This window comes from Niallia sp. FSL W8-0954, assembly GCF_038005605.1.
Taxonomy (GTDB): Bacteria; Bacillota; Bacilli; order Bacillales; family Cytobacillaceae; genus Niallia; species Niallia circulans_A.
The window spans coordinates 2790805-2808803 of the sequence record NZ_JBBOTN010000001.1 but is presented as its reverse complement, the minus strand read 5'-3'; the positions used below and the strand labels follow the sequence as shown (position 1 = coordinate 2808803).

Genomic DNA, 17999 nt, shown 5'->3' with positions numbered 1-17999 from the left:
GAAAGGCAAGTAGATATTTGCGTATATTTTGCAAACAATAGACAGAAAGTGGATAATTAGATTAAGCTACAAATCATAAATTTTTATGGAGTTGATAAAATGGGCTTTTTAAATGGGCTGATGGGAAATGCAAGTGAAACAGATGTGAAGGAACTAGAAAAGGAATTAAGCAACGTAATCGGTTCTAATGAAACAATCGAGCTTGCTTATAAATTAGTCAGAGATTTAATTGTGTTCACAGACTTACGACTAATTTTTGTCGATAAGCAAGGATTGACAGGTAAAAAAGTCGAGTACTTGTCTGTACCATATAAAAGTATTTCGCGTTTCAGTATAGAAACTGCAGGTCATTTTGATTTGGATGCTGAATTGAAAATTTGGATCTCTGGTGCAGAATTGCCAGCCATTTCTAAACAATTCAAAAAAGATAATAGCATTTATGACGTGCAAAAAGCATTGGCAAGTTATGTTGCTAAAGCCTAAATTTGAAGATTGCAGTCCAGCATAAAAGCGAGAATGAAAGCTGGGCTGTTCCTATCAATTAATAGCAGGAATGTAATATTCTTTGTGGAATATTTATTTAGTATGGTGGGAATAGGATAAATCAGGGAAGAAGGAAAGAGAATGGTTAAAGAGGGGGAATACAATGAATTCAAAGGCTAAATTCTCAGGGAAGTCCACATTGTATGATCGTTATCGTCCAGGTTATCCTAAACGTTTTTTTAAGGAGCTTATTTCCGAGTATAGTGGCTCGAATGATCATTTTGTCATCGCAGATGTCGGAGCAGGCACAGGGATTTTTACCGAGTTAGTTGCGAATATCGGCACATATATTTTCGCCATAGAGCCGAATGATGAGATGAGATCTATTCTGAAAGCTAGAATGGAAGACTTCAAACAGGTGACCTGTCTAGATGCATCAGCCGAAAACACGGGAATCGCAGATAATAGTGTAGATCTAATTACAGTTGCACAGGCGTTTCATTGGTTTGATGCCAATGTTTTTAAAAAGGAATGTAAACGTATTCTGAAGGAAAATGGTCAGGTCATGCTCATTTGGAATAGTCGTGATCATACGAGTCAATTAAATTCGGAAACTGCTAAAATATCGAAAAGATACTGTCCGAATTTCCAAGGGTTTAGTGGCGGAATAAATATTGAGCGTTTGGGTCTGCAGCATTTTTTCACAAATGGATATGAACATTATGCGGTATCCAATCCATTAAAAATGAATAAAGAACATTTTATTGGTCGAAATCTTTCCGCTTCTTATTCTCCGCAAAAAGACGATCCTTTTTATGATGAGTTTGTAGAAGAACTAGGGTTTCTTTTCGATAAGTACAGTAAAGATGGAAACATTCTCGTTCCTAATGATCTGCATGTTTATGTAGGCGCTGTCATTTAGCTGAAGGGCAAATTAAACCAAAAGATGTTGACATTAAGTAGGGATCTATTTACAATAAGTCTTAATAAATTTGTTTAGCGTTGATAAGGAAAAGTAAATAAGGGGAGATTTTAAAGAGAGCTTCTGATGGTGGAAAAGAGGCAAATGAACCTTATTGAAAATGACCTTGGAGCTTCGTACCGAAAGCGATTCGTGAGTAGACTACGACGAGATAGGCACTCGTTATAACAGCAGCAGTATCTCTTGTTTTTTTAGACGTACTGATTAGAGGCAAATAGTGTGAACTATTTGTAAAGCTAGGTGGTACCACGGGTTAACTCGTCCTAATCTTTTTAGATTAGGGCGTTTTTTTATGCTTTTTTATTTGAAGAATAATTTTCAAATGAATGAAAAGAAGGAAGCAATTCTATAAAAGGAGGAAGTAAATATGAGTATATTTATAGGAGGAGCATGGCCATATGCGAATGGCTCTTTGCATTTAGGTCATGTGGCAGCATTATTGCCAGGAGACATTTTAGCTCGTTATTTTCGGCAAAAGGGAGAAGAAGTTCTCTATGTATCAGGTAGTGATTGTAATGGGACACCTATTTCTATTCGCGCCCATCAAGAGAATTCATCCGTTCAAGAAATAGCAGATCGCTATCATAAAGAATTTTCGCAGTGTTTTGCTAAGCTAGGCTTTTCGTACGATCTTTACACAAGAACAGACGCTAAACATCATCATGCATCAGTTCAGGAGATTTTTCTAACTTTATTGAAAAAGGGCTATTTATCCAGAAAAACAGTAGAGCAGGCATACTGCCAAAAGGACAATCAATTTTTGCCAGATCGATTTGTAGAAGGAATTTGTCCCCATTGCAAGCAAAAGGCCAGAGGAGACCAATGTGATCACTGTTCTACGATTTTAGATCCACTAGAATTAAAAGATAAACGCTGTAAAATTTGTGGGGAGGAACCTGTCATTAAGAAAACAGAACATTTCTATTTCACTTTTAGCGATTTTCAGAAAGAGCTTGAAAACTATGTGAAACAAGCAGAAGATAATCAGCTTTGGAATGAAAATGCAATTTCCTTAACGAAAAGGTACTTGCGAGAAGGACTGCCAGACAGGGCGGTAACTAGAGATTTACCTAATGGGATTGACGTACCATTAGAAGGATTTGAAGGAAAGAAAATTTACGTATGGATCGAAGCGGTAGCTGGCTACTTAACAGCAAGTATGGAGGCTTGTAAAGAAAAAGGTCTTCATATGGATGATTATTGGGGCTCTGAAACAATATCTTACTATGTTCATGGCAAGGACAATATTCCGTTTCATACAGTTATTTGGCCGAGTATTTTACTTGGATTGGGAAGAAAATCGCTACCAACCCATATTGTCTCCAGTGAATATCTAACATTAGAAAAAAGGAAATTATCTACCAGTCAAAATTGGGCTGTTTGGGTTCCTTATATTTTACAGAAATATGATCCTGATTCGATTCGGTATTTTCTAACGATAAACGCTCCAGAAGCAAGGGATACCGACTTTTCTTGGCGAGAATTTATTTATAGCCATAATAGTGAATTATTAGGTGCCTATGGGAACTTTGTGAATCGAACGTTAAAGTTTATTCAAAAAGCTTATAATAGCAAGGTTCCTGATAAACAAGTTTCCCAAAAAATCATTGCTAGCACAGAAGATGTTTATCAAAGCGCTGGTAATTGGATAAAAAGAGGAAAAAGCAAAAAAGCATTAGAAGAAATTTTTTCTTATATTCGGTCTGCAAATCGCTATTTTGATCAACAAAAACCGTGGGAACAAGTAAAAATAAATAAGGAGGCTGGTGAAATGACATTAGCAAATTGTACATTTATGATTGTCAATCTCGCCCACCTTCTTGAACCATTTCTCCCATTTTCCGCGCGTAAAATTAGAGCAATGCTTGGAATTACAAATATAGAGTGGCATATACAATATACACTTCCTAAGGAAATAATATATGTCGCTCCCCTTTTTGAGCGCTTAGATTTAGGATTAATAGAAGAAGAACTAAATCAACTGATAATGGGACAAAAACATTCCTGATTTTTGTCATTTCTCTCCTCTTTTTAAGGTGATTGAAAAAGGGGAGAGCTGAAAAATATGCTGTAGAAAATTGCTGTATTTTCAGAGGAAAATAGCTTGTACTTAGCGAATAAATTATCTATTGCATGATTCTTTATAACTTTTTCGTGATATATAGAATATACTAGGTTAAATATAGGATTTTGAAAAGAAGTGTTTGCTTGGCAATATATCGATTGTAACAGAATAAATTAGATGATAACGAAAGAGCGAATGGTAAAAGGGCTGAAGGAGGCATTTAATAAATAGGAGGGAGCGGAAATGAAGTGGAGTGAGTTTGTATCACCTGGAACAAACAGAGTCTTGCCAGTTATTGTCGAGGTATATGGAAAGAAATATCCCCCTTATGCAAGTAAACTTTATCCCATATGTTATACAAGCTTTAATGATTTAGGTATTCTGTTTACACCATGCGGGTTATTTAGACGGAAAAAGAAACGGAATTTACGAACCATTCGGTATAAAGACATTGTTTCTGTGGAATTTAATGTGCAACGAGTTCCTACTGTTTATCTATATCTTTTAGGCTCCTCATTACATGTCAATATGATTATCCAATTAAAGGATCAATCGATTTTACATTTAGAAAGTGAAGACATCAGTATTTTGCCAGAAGTATTTCAGCTATTAAAAAAACATAAGGTAGTCAGGAAAGATCCTCAAAAGCTTCAAACTATTTTAAAAGAAAAAGATACAATGGAAAAGTTTTATTCCTATGTAGATAAGCATTTACAAGCAGATATGCACTACAGTAAGAAAGAACCTAAAATAAAATAGTGGCCATGAAAAGAAAAGGATCATCTTTTACTTTTTTCAATCGCTTCTAAAATAGCTAAAGCCTGTTTATTGTATATGGAAACAGAAAAATGCATGGCTGGTACAGACATATGCCGTCTATTGGGATTATGGATTTGTTTTCTTTTTAAAGTCATACAAAAATTGCCTCGTTACTTTTTATTTATAGGTTGTCCGTATAATTGGTGTTTTTATACAAGTAATTTAGAAAATGAAAGACAGGATATAATATAACAGCAAGAAAGTGAAAGTAAACGATATATGATATTAATTTTCCAGCTCCTTCTTCAAACTGGTGAAAGCTTTAACATTAAGGATTATGCTTAATAAATAAGAGTACTCCTAAAATAAAGAAAAATGGTGTTAGTTATTCGTCCAATAAAATAATGTCATTAAGATACCGCCTGCTATCGGAAAAATCAGTGGCAAATTTCCGAACCTCCATTTATTAATACGTTTACCATTTATTGCGAAATATTAAGCCGTGACATTAAAAAGATTTTAATATATAGCCTAAAAAAGAAGAGTCTTAGAAAAGGAGAGGGGTTTTTTAGAGTAGAAATCTCCCCTCCTTTTCTATAGACTCTTTTCATTAGGCACGTTTAGCTAGTAAGTTCAGTGCTTTCTTATTCATGTCATGAATATCTTCAAATGTTTCTGATACTGCTACAGTCATCTTTCTCCTATTCGGATTCATTGATTTTTTTGTCTGGTTCTTTGGTTTATTGAATGGTGCAGGAGTAGAAGCAATTGCAGTTTTCTTTTTTTCTGCCATATCAATTCCTCCTTTATAGAAAATTTTATAAAATCCGGCACAAGCTATTAATCTCCAAAACTATAAAACTTTAGATCGTGAAATTTTGCTCATGCTTTTTTTCTACATATTATTATACTACAAAGCAGGTAAAAAGGAGCCTTAAACCATGTACCAATCGAAAATTTGTGCTAAGTTAAGGATGTGGGAAGCATCAATTCCATCCACTTCGACGAACTGGGAGCTGATACCTATCAACATATTATAACTTTCCCCATAATATGCAACGATAAAAACATTTTTGACTAAATCCTCATTATTTATATTATTTTCTTGGTCTTTTAAGGGGATACTTTTCCCTGCTAGAAGATCTTGAATAATATTTTCTTTCACTTCTCTGTCTAAAAAGCTAATATTATAGCAAATTTCTACACTATTAAAAGCAGATTCTAAGTTTTGCTTTAAATCATCCCCGCTTGCACTAATTGCAAAAGGGAAAATCGCAATATGAAATTGAAATGTGTCTGCATACAGGTTTAAATAAGTACGTAATTCATCTTTATATTGACGCCAATGCTGGGGAAGATTACGTTCGATAAAATGATCAGCTGTTTTGGAAATAACTTCAGTAAAATTCTGAACCTTTTTAGCATTGTAGCCTAATACTTCTTCATTTTTGCGAATCGTTTTTCGAATATAATTACTATGTTGAAATTCAGTATTCCAAATTTTAAGAATATCAGGTGTTTGGAAAACCGCAATATCAATGAAAACGGCAGCACTTGCTAACGACAAAATCATTGTCCAGTCAGACATTTGCAGCTGCTTTGTCAAAATTCCAAGACAAACAAGGAGAAAAAATAAAACATAATATGATTTTCGAATTGCTTGAAGATTTTCCACATATTTATCTGTTCGCCACCAAAAATAGATGAGTGAAAGAACAATCAATAAAATCATTGCCGTAATAAAAACAAAATAGATTGCCGCCAATGTTTATCCTCCCTTTAATCGCTTACCAAACTATTATACCACGCATTAATAATTGTAATGGAAAATAAAAGAAAAAAGAAATCCTTCTTTACATATAAACGTATAGATAGCTCGACATTTTCTATAAAAGAGAATGGATTTACACCCTGAATTTTTCCTATTTTAATTGAATGTCTGGATGAGAATAAAAAAGTAAAGGGAAGTGAAAGCATATAAAATAGTCCCCCTAGGATAATCTAAAGTTATCCCTTATAATAAGAAAATAATGGTAAACAAAAGACGTGCAGAGAAAAGGGGAATAAGGATGTTTCCAATATTAGAGACAGAGAGATTGCTATTAAGAGAGATTAAGAAAGAGGATGCTGGAGATTTATTTGCTTATTTTTCCAATGAAGAAGTTATGCAGTACTATGGGCAAGAAGCATTTACAAGTATGGAACAAGTAGAAGCATTAATTGGACATTTTGCTAATAACTTTGAAAATCAACGAGGAATTAGATGGGGCATGCAGATCAAAGGAACTACCCGACTTATTGGTACACTTGGTTTAAACAATTTAGTTCTTTCTCATAAGAGAGCAGAAATCGGATATGAAATCAATCCTGAATATGGGCGCTCTGGTTATACATCTGAAGCAGTCCAAAAAGTTGTCTCCTATGCATTAGAAGAGCTTCATTTAAATCGGGTGGGAGCTATGATTTATTTAGAAAACGAAGCATCAAATAAACTTATTCAAAAGCTTGGCTTTCAGCATGAAGGTGTTTTGAGAAAGTACTATGAACAGAATGCAAAGGCCTTTGATATAAATGTATACTCTATTCTGAAAGATGAATAAAAAATGCTGGGTGGGATGAACAATTTGGAATCTAGAACAACGATTTATTTTGTCAGGCATGCACATTCCGTATATTCGGCAGATGAATTAGAAAGGCCTTTGTCGGAGAAAGGCCTTTCTGCTGCTAAACAAGTCGCTAAACGAATGGAAAAGGAAGCTATCGATATTGTTTTATCGAGCCCATATAAGAGAGCGATTCAGACCATAGAAGGGGTTGCAGAATATTTTCAAACAGATATCAAGCTTATACACGATTTTAGAGAACGTAAATTGGCAAAAGGATCTATTCCTGATTTTAATACTGCCATCGAAAAAGTTTGGAGAGAGGAAACCTTTTTCTGGGATGGTGGAGAGTCTAATTTAATAGCCCAAAAAAGAGGAGTCCAAGCTTTATTTCACATACTAAAGCAATATGAAAATAAAAGAATTGTTATCGGAACACATGGAAATATCATGGTTTTAATGATGAATTACTTTTCAAAGGAGTATGATTATACATTTTGGAAGAATTTAGAGATGCCTGATATTTATAAATTAATATTTGAAGGGAAGCAAATATTAACGGTTGAGAGAATATGGGAGGATAATAATGAATAGACATTTATTCTTATTTGGCGGCGGCCCGCCATTTACCTATAAAATGGCAAGAAAATTTTCCGAACTGGTTTCTGTACGAACAGGAAAAATTTCTTTTCTAATTATCGATAGACCAAACTGGAAGGAGTATCTGGCTAAGTATACAAAAAAATTGATAGAAAATGGAATAACAGAATTCCAATTTATCCCTTTGCTAACTATTTCAGAGAAAGACGCCGTTGAGCTGCTAAAGAATAGTGCCGGGATTATCATTGGTGGAGGTAATACGGAACAATATGCAAAGTATATTGTCGAGACATCTTTATCAAGGATTCTCCAAGAACAATTTTCAGCAGGAGTACCAATTGCTGGATTTTCTGCGGGAGCTCTTATTAGTATGGAGCATTGTATCATTTCAGCAAATGACAATGAAGATCAAGTTTTTAAGTGGCAAACAGGATTAGGGCTGTTGAAAAATACAGTTATTGCAGTTCATTTTAGTGAATGGATGGATGAAAATCATTTAAGGAAAGCTGTTATAAAGTTTCAGCCACATGTACATTTTGGAATAGATGAAGGTACGGGCATGTATTTTTATAACAATCGGTTAATGGCTGTGGAAGGAAATAATGTTTATCAGATTAACAACAATCGTCTCGAAAAAATGGAAAAAATCAATTTTTTATAGGATTATAAATTTTACGCAATCAATTTTATTAACCATAAGGAAAGAAGACCTTTAGTATAGTATTTTTATGATTAACCTTTTTTACTAGGAAGCTATTTATTATAACCTAGTCTAAAATGAAAAAGATTAAATGATTGTATTTTTTATTTTCGGAAAATTTCGTTGTTTTTCGTTTATGCAGATTGATTACAATATAGATCTAGAAGGGTGGATAAAAATGGTTCAAACAACAGATCCCATTTACATAAGATTATTAGAGGAAAAGGATGCAGAGGGACTATGGAACCTAGAATTAAGAAATCGAGATTTTTTTAAAGACTATTCGACTGCTCGGAAGGAAGAGTTCTATACATTGCATTTTCAAGAACAGCTTATTAACACATGGAAAGAAAATGCAAAGCAAGACAGTGATTATCATTTTGGCATTTTTCTACAAGAGTCCAATGAGTTAATTGGGAGTGTTAATTTATACATGGTAAGACGAGAGCCAGCACATAATGCCATTGTTGGTTATGTTCTTGATAAAGACAGTAACGGCAAAGGCTATATGACTCTTGCTGTGAAAAAATTAGTTGACTATGCCTTCCATACACTTAGTCTACATCGATTAGAAGCAGGAGTGATGCCCCATAATGTTGGCTCGATTCGCGTATTAGAAAAGGCTGGGTTTCACAAAGAAGGGATAGCCAAAAGCAATGTGAAAATAAATGGAGAGTGGAAAGACCATCAAATTCTGGCTATCATTAATCCTAATGATTAAGGTTAATGGATTAGGAATCTTTTGCCGACTTCAGCCGTAAAGTAATAAAAGGAGAAGGAGGAGGAAATGGATGATAGCAGACGTTCAAATATTGCAACAACAACTAAAGAAAAATGAAACGATACAAGGATCTCTTAGATGTTCATTGGAAGTGTTTATTTATAAAAAAATAGTGCGTCCGGGTATGCTGGCAGCAACAGAAAAACGATTAATTTTCTGTGCAGACTCCATTCCTGGAAATGAACTAATCGAAAGTTTTGATTATGCCAATTTAGAAGCCATTCAGTTAAAGCGAAATTTAATGAATCAATATATAACGATAAAATATAAAAAGGATACAGTGAAATTTAAACAGATTATTAGTGAGGATATAGAGGATTTTATGACGAAAATAAAAACGTATAAATAACTGTTTATCCTGTGACAATAAAAAGAAAGGATTATGGTAAATGAAATTAATTACAATTGGCAAAGGAAAAAGCATAGAACAATACAATTCTGTGTCTGCTAGCTATTGTAAAATCATGAAAACAGATGAAGCTACGAATATTGGCATTATCACGCTTGGTCCAAAAGGCATATTAGGTAATCATCAAGCACCGGTTCCACAGCTGTTCCATGTAGTCGAGGGTGAAGGCTGGGTTAGAGATATCGATGATAGGAAGCTTCTTATAAAGAAAGGGGAGGCAGTTTTTTGGGAGCAAGGAGAATGGCATGAAACAGGATCTGATACTGGTTTGACAGCATTCGTAATTCAAGCTTCAAACTTAAAAGAGCCTTTTTAAAGCTACCTAGCTATCTATTATTATCATAAATGTGAAAGGCAAGGTGCTTTCTATATCATATGGACAGTGGAGAATAATGGATAAAAGATTACTAGTAATGATATTCGTTCTTGGTATGATTGTCATTCCTCGTATGTTTTTTATATGTAAGAATCATCACCCATCCAGTAAACGAATTGTTCTATAAAACGGATTTGGAAATATAAAAATTAAGCCCGCGGATAATGAAGATGGGAAATTACTTTAAGAGTGGAGAAAAGGTATATGGATTATTCACTTATACTACTATTTTGTTTTGCGATTACACTTCATAATATAGAAGAAGCAATTTGGCTGCCTAAATGGTCTCAGCAATCTTCCAAGTTTCAAAAGCCTGTTACTTCAAGGGAATTCAATTTTGCTGTTATTTTTGTAACTATATTAGCTTATCTGTCTGCAATCAGTTTTTTATACAGACCAGAATCAGTTTTATCGAAATGGATTTTTGTTGGATTTTTAGGTTCTATGATATTAAATGCTATTTTTCCGCATCTTATTGCAACTGTTTGGTTGAAAAAGTATGCACCCGGACTTCTTACTGGTTTATTACTTAACTTTCCAATCAATTCATTCGTAATTTATCAAATGTTATCCATAAATTTAATTAGATGGCATGAGCTAGTCATTTCCACATTTACTGTAGGAATTACTTTAGTGGTGCTTATTCCTTTTTTGTTTAAAATTGGTGGCAAAATAACACTTTCTAAAGATAGCGCTTTGGATTAAAAAATGGATTGGAAAGAAAACAGGAAATCTGGTTGTCGAAATGAAAAGGAACAAAAAATCTCATGGCAAATGCCATGAGATAACTTTTATTTTTGTTTTATAACGCGTTTATATATGTATAGACCAATTACTGCAAGACCAATCACAGCAAGTATAACGTATGCTACATTGGAGTACATGTCCATATAATGAACGATGTCTTCCCAAGAATCACCAACTGTAGCGCCAATACGAATAAGAACGAAATTCCATGTGAATGTACCTATAGTTGTTAAAAATAGAAAAATACCAAAGTTCATTTTTGCCATGCCTGCTGGCAGCGAGATTAAACTTCGAATAAGTGGAATAAAGCGGCAGAAGAAGACTGTCCAATAGCCAAATTTATCAAACCAGCGATCAGCTTTATATAAATCAGCTTTTTTTAAGCGAAGGATATGGCCCCATTTTTCAATGATTTTTTCCAATCTTCTTATATCCAATAAAGAACCAATAAAATAAAGAATAATAGCTCCAAGTACAGAACCAATTGTAGATACGGTGACAACGCCTGTTATGGTCATACTAGTCTTTACAGTCATTGCGCCTCCAAAGGTCAAAATAACTTCCGAAGGGATTGGTGGAAAGATATTTTCAAGCATAATTAATAGTAAAATACCAAAGTAACCAAAATTTTCCATTGTTTCTATAATCCAATTTTCCATTCCGTGCACTCCTTATATTTTCCATTCACATATATAAAAATATCTTAACATATGCTTTTAAAACCATCTAATATAATCCTATTTCTCCAATTATGATATCATTCACATTTTTACAAAATGAGATGTTGTTATTTGGTAATTGTGCTAAAATAAGGATTAATTCAATAGATTTATAGGAGAATGTATATGGTTGATTATTGGATTCCCAATGCGTTAAGTACAAGTATAATGACTATAATTGGTTGGGGCATACTTATCGGTGCAGTATGTTATTTGTATAGAAAACAAACAGAAAAACCTGTTATATGGAAAATGGTCATTATTATATACATTGGTTTATTTTGCTTTAACTTTTCATTTATCGTTAGTGAAACACCAGTAAAGATAGCTATTTTACCACTTGGTGTATGGATACTTATATTGGTTTTTGGAAAGCGGAAAGAACGTTGGAAGGTGTATCGACCATTTGCTTGGCTTGGATTCTTTGGAAATTATATTTTTCTTATTACAACCTTGCTTAGTTCTCTGGTACAAAGTTTGTTGTATCCAACTGATAAAGTAGAGACTTTTTTAGCTGAACTAAATAATCCTGGCATTCTATTAATTCATCCTTCAGGCAAACAAGCAGATCTTAATAAAGAGCTGTTTATAGAAAGTCTGTCCTCTTGGGGGATTGGGAAAATGGATACACAGCAATGGTATTATGAATCATTTCCAGAAATTAAGGAGGAAGAATTGGAAGAGGAAGGACAGATGCCACATCAGACAATGGAACGCTTTCCCTATATTCTTATAGGAGCGACTCCAAAGTGGGGGATTGGCTATGAATCTACCATTTATATGGAAAGAGATGGAAAAGGGATGCTTATTTCAACAGAAAAGGGTCAGTACTATTTTCGCTCCTCTGAATCTGTATTAAAAGGGGGAACAGAATAGATGAAATTTAACAGAGTATGGTATTTATTAGTTGTAGTCATGATTGCTATAAGCTTATTTATTTTTCTTTTCTTAAAGGAAGCTGAAAGCTCTCCATCCGATCTTCCAAATGAAACTAGTATAAGAAAAATGATTGAAGATACTGGTGAAATTAGCATAAATAGAGTTTTTGACCAAAGAGCATTAGATGAAAAGCATGTTTTCATTCCCCATCTTTCTAGTGATAAACAATATGGCTATAGTTTATTAGAATGGATAGATAATAAATGGGAAGTAACCTATGTAACAACCACTGGAGAACCGCTTTTATGGAGGATAAAGGAGGGAAATCAGTCAGAATCCTATTTTCTATGGAATCTTGATTCAAAAAATAAGATAGAAACTATTACTTTCTATTTAATAAGAGACCGACATTTTACCAGTGGCTGGAGCGGTGAATGGTATGAACCAGCAATTCAAATTGAGGAAGACGTATCAATCAGTGGAAAACCATATGGTATATACAAAGTGCCAGATAAATGGGGAGCCATATGGAATGCAGCACAAATAAAGATAGAGAATCAGGAGGAAGATTTTATTTCTTCTAATGGGGAAGGACTATATTATGGAATTAAAGGATTTGATAAGAAAAATAATTATATAGTGCCACTTAATAGCTATGAAAATGGTGGAAATACTTTTTCAGGTGCAACAATAGAAAATATAACAATTATGGATGAATGGGAAGGTGAACAATGGTAAAAGGCTCTCCATAAAAAGGAGAGCTGAGTATCTAATATTTATTTTTCAAATTTTGGTTTCATTTTTACAATAAACAGGATGGATAGTACAGCAATTATCCCTAGAAAAACTTCAATTATAAGTAGGTTGGTGATAGTACCCGCCTGATATAATGCTGGGAAGAAATTGACAGCTGCGTGTATAAGAATCGCATAAATAACATATATAAATTTTTGCTGTCTAATTGCATATAGGACTAATATGGATAATGCAAGATGTAGCGCAAGGGCAAAAACTCTTTCTAAGCCGCCAGATGCAAAAAGCATTACATTAGCCTGTTCAAATTGCTCTTTAATATTGTTAATGTCTTCAGGTTTAGCTGCTGGACCTAATAATGTTTCCAAGTTCCCCGTTTTTATCATAGATGAAATGAGCAGAGAATTCAGTGCTGACATGCCACCAATAAATATAGCTTCTATTCCTCCATGTCCTAATCCATATGATAGTCCATCATTAAACTGATGATTGTTCTTCAACCATACTGTAAAAGCAAAATAGCGACCGAATTCTTCAAATATACCAGCAGCAAGGCCACCGTATAATGCAAAAAGATAAGGATTACTGCTCCATTTTAATTCAGTGCCAGTCGGGCTAAGCACGATGAAATGAACGATTTTTTCAAGAATTTGTGAAAATACAATGAAGATTACAATACCAACAAGTAAGGATTTCCAAGACATCATTTTTTTTCTTTGTAAATATACCATTAATATAATTGGAACTATTACTGAAAGAAATAGTTGCAGAGATATCCCAATATAAATAGAGTTCATTCTTTTTATTCCTCCTATTCTAGTTCAATCTGTTATATTAAGTGTATAACAGATTGAAACTATACGTCAATGATTAACCAAGCTAATTATGTGAAAAAATTAAAAAGGAAGTGACCAAATGATTGAATTAACTGGTAAATATAATAGAGCTAAAGTATTTACGGATCAATTAGAAGAAGTGGCTGAGGCACAGATTAAGGAATTATGTGATCAGGAATTTGCTAAGAACAGTAAGATTAGAATTATGCCAGATACGCATGCAGGAGTTGGCTGTACGATAGGTACAACAATGACTATTCAAGATAAAATTGTCCCTAATCTAGTAGGGGTAGATATTGGTTGTGGCATGGCGGTAGCAAAATTAACTGTAGACAGAGCAAATTTGAATTTTGATGAATTAGATGAAACGATTCGCAAGTTCATCCCAAGTGGATTCTCGATCAGAGATAAAGCTCATTCATATAAGGAACAAATTGATTTAGATGAGGTGAAAGCTCCAATAAATAAAAAAAGAGCAGAACACAGTATTGGAACCTTAGGTGGGGGCAATCATTTTATCGAGTTAAATGAAGCAGCTGATGGCAGTGTATATATCGTTATACATAGTGGAAGCCGTAACTTAGGTGCACAAGTAGCGGAATATTACCAAACACTTGCTTACGATAACTTAGTTAATATCGACGGGATAAAAAAAGAAATGATTGTTAAATTAAAGAAAGAGGGCAGGCATGCTGAAATTCAGGAAAGCTTAAAAAATATGAAGCTGTCAAAACTAAACAAAGAACTTGCTTATTTAGAGTCGCAAGGATTTAAAGACTATATGCATGATATGAAGATTGCGCAAAAATATGCTTATTTAAATCGACTTGCCATGATTGATGTTATTGTTACAAAGATGAATTGGGCAGTTTTAGATCAATTTACTACTATTCACAATTATATTGATATGGAAAATATGATATTAAGAAAAGGAGCTATTTCTGCTAGAAAAGGAGAAAGAGTGATTATTCCCTTGAATATGAGAGATGGCAGCATTATTGCCTTTGGAAAAGGAAACGATGATTGGAACCAATCCGCTCCACATGGAGCAGGAAGATTGATGTCGAGGACCAAGGCGAGAAAGACCGTTAGCTTAAAAGATTTTGAGACATCCATGAAAGACGTTTGGAGTACTTCCGTGAAGAATAGTACGTTAGATGAAAGTCCATTTGCGTATAAACCAATGGAAGAGATAATTAAACATACAGCAGAGACTATTGATATTGCAGAAATTATTAAGCCGTTGTATAACTTTAAGGCAAATTAAGAAGGAAATAGAAAGGATGAAATAAATATAAGGAGAGAGAAAGCATTTTTCTTCTGTCGCTCTCCTTATATGTACATTCAGAAGAATTTCAAAAGTGAGCGAAATAAAAATCGGAAAAATCCATAAAAAATTTCAAAAAAGTCTATTAATATGTCTAAAAGGCTCCCAAAAAAGGAGTCTTTTTTCGTTTTTTTCCGTTCAAGCTATAACCTCCCATTTTTCATTAACGTATGGCACCATGCTCGATTAACCATTTGCGTAATATGTAAATCAACAGCAAGACTTGCTAATGTGAAATGATATTAAGATTATTTAATTTTGATTTTCGTAGATTTATATATGTTTGTGCTCAAAGGAACGTCTTTAAAAGTAACATGGATACTAAGTGATAGCGGGGCGAAATCATTTTCTTTTGTATATTACGAGAGATAATGACAAAAGCGGCTCGTGGATTCAAGGACCACTTAGAGACGTCTTTTACCCACGCAGGAAAGCTGCAATCCGTTTCTGTACTACTGCTGAAGGAACTAGTTGGATATGTTCACCTTTATCATTGCAGGTGAAAATTCCTTTGAAAACATTAGGCATGGCATCGTACTGTTTTTCTAACTGTTCATTAAATTTTTTGAAACAGTCATAAGGATATATTTCTAGCAGGTAGGGTAGCAAAAAAGCTGACCGCAAGATCTCATATTCCTGATAATTATATGGAGTACTTTCGGGGCGCTTTGTTAAGATTTCCAACATCCTATTCATTAAAATGGCCACCTCTTCTTCACTTGCAAAGCCAGCATATCCTCGAATGGCAGTAAGTCGCATATCTAAATATCGCTCTTTTTTATATGGTTTTAAAAAAAAGTCCTTTCCGTCATCTGGCAAGTCAAATACTAATTGCTTTAATAAGGCATTACGTTTGGCAATATCCTTTGTATTAAAATATGTTTCCATTTTTTGTTTTTTTCTTCCATGCAACCCACCTACTTTGTTTGTTGATCTAATTTTTGTAGTCTCTTCTCGTGATTCTTACGTTTTGTGTATTCTTAAGGTTATTAGTTCCACCATTCTAATTATACTAAATACCACGTTAGTTAAAGAAGAATTTTCAAAGAATTATATTATTTTTTAGGTGCGTTTATTATAATTTATCAGTCTTCCCTTAAACATCATCTTCTTTTCGTTAAACTATAAACCTTTGTAGCAATGATATGTGGTGTAATCCGTTCTTTTAATGTAGGAAATACAGAACCCACATACTCTTCGGGATTTCGAATATAGGCTTTTTCGTACATATAAATGGTAAATGAGCAGGAAACACGGACATAAATATCTCCATCCATATCATATGGTTCTGAAATCGTCAGAACTTCAAAAGAGTCATCGAATTTATTTGTTTTTGCATTAATCCGCTTTGTTACATTCTCTTTATATTTCGTTGTTCTCATTGGCTTGTAATGAAAATCAACGACGCCAATTGCTTGAATCATATTTTCCTCCCAATTAAATCATTCGAACAAATATTATACCATTTATTTATAGGCTCTGTTAAAGTCTGTTGTTGATATTTTGATTTATAAGAACTTATGTTCTGTAATTTATATAACTATATAAAAATGGTGATGAACGTGAGAGCAACTGATATTCTTAAAGCCATACAAAAACTAAATCCAGCAGAAAAGCACCGACTATGAGAGTATTTAATTGATGCACTTACTGTGTCTTCTTCGACAGGAACTGGCACATACTCAATGATTGTTGATGGAGATGAAGTAACGAACAAGTTTGTGTCTTAGTCGCAAGAACCGTGAAGAGATGACTTTTTTTGCAGGTATTGGGAATGGGTCGATTAACAAAAGAGCAATTAGACAAAGCTATCGGTCATAAACTTTCAAATGCAAGTGTTTTACGCACCGATTCTTGGCATGCCTTTAAAACATATGCTGCTGAAAAAGGGATGGATATTTTTCAATTCAAGTCAGATGGTAAGGTTCGCACAAAGAGACTATACCATATCCAGAACGTTAACAATTATCACCGAAGGCTTAAAGGAGGGATACAACGTTCTAATGGAGTTGCAACTAAATACCTGAATAATTATCTTGCTTGGTTTTAGGTGTTAGAATCTATTCAATATCAAAGGAATCCTATTACTATGGATGACTTGTTGATTAAAGGGAATTTAATTTAAAATATGGAAACGTATGATACACTTAGGTTATCAAAATTGACGATATAAGCATTACTGCTTGTTTAACTAACGAGGGATTTAGTTGAACAACAATTCCTACATCACGAGATAGGTACTTAGTGCTTTTTAGGAAATAAAAACCATCTACATACTTAAAAATATAGATGGTGTATGTAGAATATTCTTTTTTAAGGTTGGCAACATAAATTTCCTTCGCCATTTTCGAGAGCAGATTTTAGACTATCAAGAACTCCTGACCAAGCCATTTGGTGCCACTTAATTGCTTCGGTCCAGTCCTCATTATCTTTAAATCCAATATGTTTAACAATAACCTTGGTAGAATCCTCATTGATTGATTTAAAACTTACGTTTACATTTGTTAATTCATTTTTATTGTTCATTAATGTCTCAAATTGGTCTGGTCCTTTCCAAGTAAAATGTAGCTCTTTTTCATTAATAAGTTTTGTGATTTTACAATCCTTCGTATTCATACCCTCCTTATTTCCAGGTATAAAGTAAAGTTCATATGCACCACCTTCTTTAGCTTCTATAACAGTTTCAGGTGCAAACCATTCAGAAACTCTTTCAGAAATTGTCCAGGCAAACCACACTAAATTTAATGGTGCATTAATTGTTACATCTTTAATAATAGCTTTATCATTTGTAGTAGTTGTCATAAAAACCTCTCCTTTGTAAAATAATTACACTTTAATATTATCATAATTGAAAAATTTTGAAATGATAATTTGAATGTGCGTTTCATAATCTTCTTTACGAACGGATGCAGTATACCCTGTAGTAAATGAAATTTTGCCTATGGAAGTAAAGAGGGAGGTTCATTGAATAAGGTAATAA

General features: G+C 33.7%; 22 protein-coding genes, 1 pseudogene and 1 other annotated feature. Of the genes and pseudogenes, 15 read left to right on the top strand and 8 right to left on the bottom strand.

From position 1 onward, the window contains the following. The first annotated feature begins 99 nt into the window (after positions 1 to 99). The 4 genes from NX902_RS13840 (at position 100) to NX902_RS13825 (ending at position 4289) form a co-directional block, all read left to right on the top strand. Positions 100 to 483 (top strand): PH domain-containing protein, encoded by a 384-nt coding sequence (locus NX902_RS13840; protein WP_095333730.1) that lies wholly within the window; start codon positions 100 to 102, stop codon positions 481 to 483. Between the two features lie 163 nt (positions 484 to 646). Further along, positions 647 to 1405, top strand: coding sequence for a class I SAM-dependent methyltransferase (locus NX902_RS13835; RefSeq protein ID WP_095333731.1), 759 nt, complete (start codon positions 647 to 649; stop codon positions 1403 to 1405). Positions 1406 to 1476: 71 nt separating this feature from the next. After that, positions 1477 to 1734: a binding site (T-box leader), on the top strand. Positions 1735 to 1832: 98 nt separating this feature from the next. Then, positions 1833 to 3473 carry a methionine--tRNA ligase gene (gene metG / locus NX902_RS13830; protein ID WP_095333733.1) on the top strand — a complete coding sequence of 547 codons (1641 nt, stop codon included), beginning with the start codon at positions 1833 to 1835 and terminating at the stop codon, positions 3471 to 3473. Between the two features lie 300 nt (positions 3474 to 3773). Beyond that, positions 3774 to 4289: a hypothetical protein gene (locus tag NX902_RS13825; protein WP_095333735.1), complete on the top strand. Its 516-nt coding sequence runs from the start codon at positions 3774 to 3776 to the stop codon at positions 4287 to 4289. A 20-nt stretch (positions 4290 to 4309) separates the two neighbouring features. On the opposite strand, the gene NX902_RS13820 is transcribed toward NX902_RS13825, so the two are convergent. The 3 genes from NX902_RS13820 to NX902_RS13810 all read right to left on the bottom strand — a co-directional run bounded on the left by NX902_RS13820 (position 4310) and on the right by NX902_RS13810 (position 6054). Further along, positions 4310 to 4444: a hypothetical protein gene (locus NX902_RS13820; RefSeq protein ID WP_268877141.1), complete on the bottom strand. Its 135-nt coding sequence runs from the start codon at positions 4442 to 4444 to the stop codon at positions 4310 to 4312. A 455-nt stretch (positions 4445 to 4899) separates the two neighbouring features. Beyond that, positions 4900 to 5082 carry a hypothetical protein gene (locus NX902_RS13815; protein ID WP_095333736.1) on the bottom strand — a complete coding sequence of 61 codons (183 nt, stop codon included), beginning with the start codon at positions 5080 to 5082 and terminating at the stop codon, positions 4900 to 4902. A 141-nt stretch (positions 5083 to 5223) separates the two neighbouring features. Further along, the gene (locus NX902_RS13810; protein WP_095333738.1) at positions 5224 to 6054 is read right to left on the bottom strand and encodes a type II toxin-antitoxin system SpoIISA family toxin; all 831 of its coding nucleotides are present in this window, start codon (positions 6052 to 6054) and stop codon (positions 5224 to 5226) included. A gap of 304 nt (positions 6055 to 6358) precedes the next feature. Here NX902_RS13810 and NX902_RS13805 point away from each other — a divergent pair, with 304 nt between their 5' ends. The 7 genes from NX902_RS13805 (at position 6359) to NX902_RS13775 (ending at position 10463) form a co-directional block, all read left to right on the top strand. Continuing rightward, positions 6359 to 6889 (top strand): GNAT family N-acetyltransferase, encoded by a 531-nt coding sequence (locus NX902_RS13805; protein ID WP_171509669.1) that lies wholly within the window; start codon positions 6359 to 6361, stop codon positions 6887 to 6889. A 15-nt stretch (positions 6890 to 6904) separates the two neighbouring features. After that, complete coding sequence (locus NX902_RS13800) at positions 6905 to 7486, top strand: histidine phosphatase family protein (RefSeq protein ID WP_123260869.1); 582 nt, start codon at positions 6905 to 6907, stop codon at positions 7484 to 7486. Next, positions 7479 to 8153 (top strand): Type 1 glutamine amidotransferase-like domain-containing protein, encoded by a 675-nt coding sequence (locus NX902_RS13795; RefSeq protein WP_123259320.1) that lies wholly within the window; start codon positions 7479 to 7481, stop codon positions 8151 to 8153. Before NX902_RS13800 ends, NX902_RS13795 begins: the two co-directional genes overlap by 8 nt. Positions 8154 to 8370: 217 nt before the next feature. Beyond that, entirely contained in the window at positions 8371 to 8913 is a 543-nt protein-coding gene (locus NX902_RS13790; protein ID WP_095333744.1) for a GNAT family N-acetyltransferase, read from the top strand. Between the two features lie 70 nt (positions 8914 to 8983). Further along, on the top strand, positions 8984 to 9322 hold the full coding sequence (locus tag NX902_RS13785; RefSeq protein ID WP_095333746.1) for a PH domain-containing protein: 339 nt from the start codon (positions 8984 to 8986) through the stop codon (positions 9320 to 9322). Between the two features lie 40 nt (positions 9323 to 9362). Then, positions 9363 to 9698: a cupin domain-containing protein gene (locus NX902_RS13780; protein ID WP_095333748.1), complete on the top strand. Its 336-nt coding sequence runs from the start codon at positions 9363 to 9365 to the stop codon at positions 9696 to 9698. A 264-nt stretch (positions 9699 to 9962) separates the two neighbouring features. Beyond that, complete coding sequence (locus tag NX902_RS13775) at positions 9963 to 10463, top strand: HXXEE domain-containing protein (RefSeq protein WP_341160787.1); 501 nt, start codon at positions 9963 to 9965, stop codon at positions 10461 to 10463. A gap of 86 nt (positions 10464 to 10549) precedes the next feature. Here the strand turns inward: NX902_RS13775 and NX902_RS13770 are convergent, their stop codons facing one another. Continuing rightward, positions 10550 to 11164: a DedA family protein gene (locus NX902_RS13770; RefSeq protein WP_123257785.1), complete on the bottom strand. Its 615-nt coding sequence runs from the start codon at positions 11162 to 11164 to the stop codon at positions 10550 to 10552. A gap of 186 nt (positions 11165 to 11350) precedes the next feature. Between NX902_RS13770 and NX902_RS13765 the strand changes: the two genes are divergently transcribed. Both NX902_RS13765 and NX902_RS13760 read left to right on the top strand, forming a co-directional pair. Further along, the gene (locus NX902_RS13765) at positions 11351 to 12100 is read left to right on the top strand and encodes a hypothetical protein (RefSeq protein WP_095333754.1); all 750 of its coding nucleotides are present in this window, start codon (positions 11351 to 11353) and stop codon (positions 12098 to 12100) included. Beyond that, the gene (locus NX902_RS13760) at positions 12101 to 12841 is read left to right on the top strand and encodes a hypothetical protein (protein WP_341160786.1); all 741 of its coding nucleotides are present in this window, start codon (positions 12101 to 12103) and stop codon (positions 12839 to 12841) included. Positions 12842 to 12879: 38 nt separating this feature from the next. Here the strand turns inward: NX902_RS13760 and NX902_RS13755 are convergent, their stop codons facing one another. Next, positions 12880 to 13653 carry a YhfC family intramembrane metalloprotease gene (locus NX902_RS13755; protein ID WP_095333758.1) on the bottom strand — a complete coding sequence of 258 codons (774 nt, stop codon included), beginning with the start codon at positions 13651 to 13653 and terminating at the stop codon, positions 12880 to 12882. 118 nt (positions 13654 to 13771) lie between these two features. On the opposite strand from NX902_RS13755, the gene NX902_RS13750 reads away from it, so the two are divergent. Then, positions 13772 to 14959 carry an RtcB family protein gene (locus tag NX902_RS13750; RefSeq protein ID WP_341160785.1) on the top strand — a complete coding sequence of 396 codons (1188 nt, stop codon included), beginning with the start codon at positions 13772 to 13774 and terminating at the stop codon, positions 14957 to 14959. A 477-nt stretch (positions 14960 to 15436) separates the two neighbouring features. Here NX902_RS13750 and NX902_RS13745 read toward each other — a convergent pair whose 3' ends face one another. Both NX902_RS13745 and NX902_RS13740 read right to left on the bottom strand, forming a co-directional pair. After that, positions 15437 to 15907: a hypothetical protein gene (locus NX902_RS13745; protein WP_341160784.1), complete on the bottom strand. Its 471-nt coding sequence runs from the start codon at positions 15905 to 15907 to the stop codon at positions 15437 to 15439. A gap of 215 nt (positions 15908 to 16122) precedes the next feature. Beyond that, positions 16123 to 16443, bottom strand: a complete 321-nt coding sequence (locus tag NX902_RS13740; RefSeq protein WP_095333764.1) for a hypothetical protein — start codon at positions 16441 to 16443, stop codon at positions 16123 to 16125. A 281-nt stretch (positions 16444 to 16724) separates the two neighbouring features. Between NX902_RS13740 and NX902_RS13735 the strand changes: the two are divergent. Continuing rightward, positions 16725 to 17144 (top strand): annotated as a pseudogene (locus tag NX902_RS13735) (IS1595 family transposase); the annotation flags it as partial. 188 nt (positions 17145 to 17332) lie between these two features. Here NX902_RS13735 and NX902_RS13730 read toward each other — a convergent pair. Continuing rightward, on the bottom strand, positions 17333 to 17821 hold the full coding sequence (locus NX902_RS13730; protein WP_095333766.1) for an SRPBCC family protein: 489 nt from the start codon (positions 17819 to 17821) through the stop codon (positions 17333 to 17335). Positions 17822 to 17999 lie beyond the last annotated feature (178 nt).